The organism is Pedobacter sp. HMWF019 (assembly GCF_003061025.1).
GTDB lineage: Bacteria > Bacteroidota > Bacteroidia > Sphingobacteriales > Sphingobacteriaceae > Pedobacter.
Genome location: NZ_QAIL01000389.1, coordinates 3,414 through 5,015 on the forward strand (window position 1 = coordinate 3,414; position 1,602 = coordinate 5,015).

1 protein-coding gene and 1 pseudogene are annotated in these 1,602 nt (G+C 43.2%); both read left to right on the plus strand.

Annotated features, from left to right (window positions below; translation table 11 throughout):
* A partial coding sequence (gene fumC / locus DBR11_RS21190; protein WP_233260852.1) for a class II fumarate hydratase occupies nucleotides 1-1,298 on the plus strand: 1,298 nt, incomplete at its 5' end.
* Between the two features lie 12 nt (nucleotides 1,299-1,310).
* Nucleotides 1,311-1,602 (plus strand): annotated as a pseudogene (locus DBR11_RS21195) (fumarate hydratase); the annotation flags it as partial.

Below are 1,602 nucleotides of genomic sequence, written 5' to 3' on the forward strand. Positions count from 1 at the left end.
TTGGTCCTGAAGCATCTATGCCTAAGGAAATAATACATGCTTTTGGTTATTTAAAAAAGGCTGCGGCTTTGGCGAACCAGGAACTGGGTGTTCTGGCGGCTGATAAAAAAGACCTGATTGTTAAGGCTTGTGATGAAGTTATTGCAGGTAAACTGGATGATCAGTTTCCCCTGGTGATCTGGCAGACCGGTTCGGGTACCCAAAGTAACATGAATGCCAATGAGGTGATTGCTTATCGTGGACATGTAATCAATGGTGGCGAACTGGGCGACGCAAAGAAAGTCCTTCACCCGAACGATGACGTGAATAAATCACAATCTTCCAATGATACTTACCCTACCGCAATGCATATTGCGGCCTATAAACAAGCTTCAGAAGTTACGCTTCCTGGCTTGGAAAAACTGCAGGCAACTTTAAGTGCCAAGGCTGTTGAATTTGGTTCTATTGTGAAAACCGGCCGTACGCATTTTATGGATGCAACACCTTTAACTTTGGGTCAGGAATTTTCTGGTTACGCCCAGCAGATTACGAATGGTATAAGAGCGATTAAAAATGCCCTTGTTATGATCAGCGAACTTGCCCTTGGTGGTACTGCTGTAGGTACAGGTTTAAATACACCAAAAGGCTACGATGTTTTAGTAGCGAAAAAAATTGCTGAACTGACTGGCTTACCTTTTGTAACAGCTCCAAATAAATTTGAGGCACTTGCTGCACATGATGCAATGGTGGAGCTTTCTGGTGCTTATAAAAGAGTGGCGGTTTCTTTAATGAAAATAGCCAATGATGTAAGGATGTTAAGCTCTGGTCCACGTTCTGGGATTGGAGAAATCATTATCCCTGATAATGAGCCAGGATCATCCATCATGCCAGGTAAAGTTAATCCAACGCAACCAGAGGCTTTGACTATGGTTTGTGCACAAGTGATTGGAAATGATGTGGCTGTAAGTGTGGGTGGAAGTACAGGCCATTTTGAGCTGAATGTATTCAAGCCAGTTATTGCGGCTAATGTATTACAGTCTGGGCGTTTAATTGGCGATGCCTGTGTATCCTTCAATGATCACTGCGCTGCTGGTATTTTACCTAACCTTCCGGAAATTAAGAAACACCTTGAAAATTCCCTGATGCTGGTTACGGCGTTAAATCCTCATATTGGCTATGAAAATGCTGCCAAAATAGCAAAGAAAGCACATAAAGAGAATAAAACACTCCGTGAGGCGGCTGTAGAGCTGGGCTTATTAACCAGTGCGCAATTTGATGAGTGGGTAAGGCCGGAAGATATGGTTGGCAGTTTAAAATAATTGGGAAGTTTGATGATGAGAATCCTCTTCTTTTTCCTTTTATTGGCAGGCGTGATGGTTTCCTGCAGAAGACTGCCTAATGTACAGGGAAAAGGAGAGGCCTTCCTCCAGGGTGTTTGGAACCAGGACAGTATTGTCAACTCGGCCCAGTTGCTCAACTATACCCAGCACAAATTCAAATTTACATGCGATTCTTTCTATGTAGATATGGTTACGTACTCCAAAGTAAATTATTATTCAGACTCCTGCTTTAATGGCGGTGTCTGGAAAGAATATGCCAAAGGAGTATATGCAGTGCGGGCAG